This window comes from Martelella alba (genome assembly GCF_005217455.1).
Lineage (GTDB): Bacteria > Pseudomonadota > Gammaproteobacteria > Enterobacterales > Enterobacteriaceae > Acerihabitans.
Genome location: NZ_SZPQ01000182.1, coordinates 1 through 529, shown reverse-complemented (window position 1 = coordinate 529; position 529 = coordinate 1). Strand labels below are relative to the sequence as shown.

General features: G+C 51.8%; 1 protein-coding gene. It reads left to right on the top strand.

Going from position 1 to position 529, the window contains the following annotated elements:
* On the top strand, positions 1 to 529 hold a 529-nt coding region (locus FCN80_RS26325), incomplete at both ends, for an IS256 family transposase (RefSeq protein WP_373880375.1).

Below are 529 nucleotides of genomic sequence, written 5' to 3'. Positions count from 1 at the left end.
ACCCGTATTACCGGCATGGATAACCAAATCCTGTCGTTGTACGCCAAAGGCATGACAACCCGCGAGATAGCGGCTGCCTTCAAAGAACTGTATGACGCTGATGTCTCGCCGGCGCTGGTATCGAAGGTCACCGATGCCGTTATGGAACAGGTTGTCGAATGGCAAAACCGGCCACTGGATGCGGTCTATCCCATTGTTTACCTTGACTGTATCGTCCTTAAAGTCCGGCAGGACAGCCGTGTTATCAACAAGTCCGTATTCCTGGCCCTAGGCATCAATATCGAAGGTCAGAAAGAGTTGCTGGGCATGTGGCTGGCCGAAAATGAAGGTGCGAAGTTCTGGCTGAACGTGCTGACAGAACTGAAAAATCGCGGCCTGAACGATATCCTCATCGCCTGCGTAGACGGGCTGAAGGGTTTCCCTGACGCCATTAACGCGGTATATCCGCAGGCTGTCAACGGCGATTTAAAACGAATACAGTTTTGTCACCCGCAGCGATTTAAAACTAATACACCTCCGTCTCCAGCCA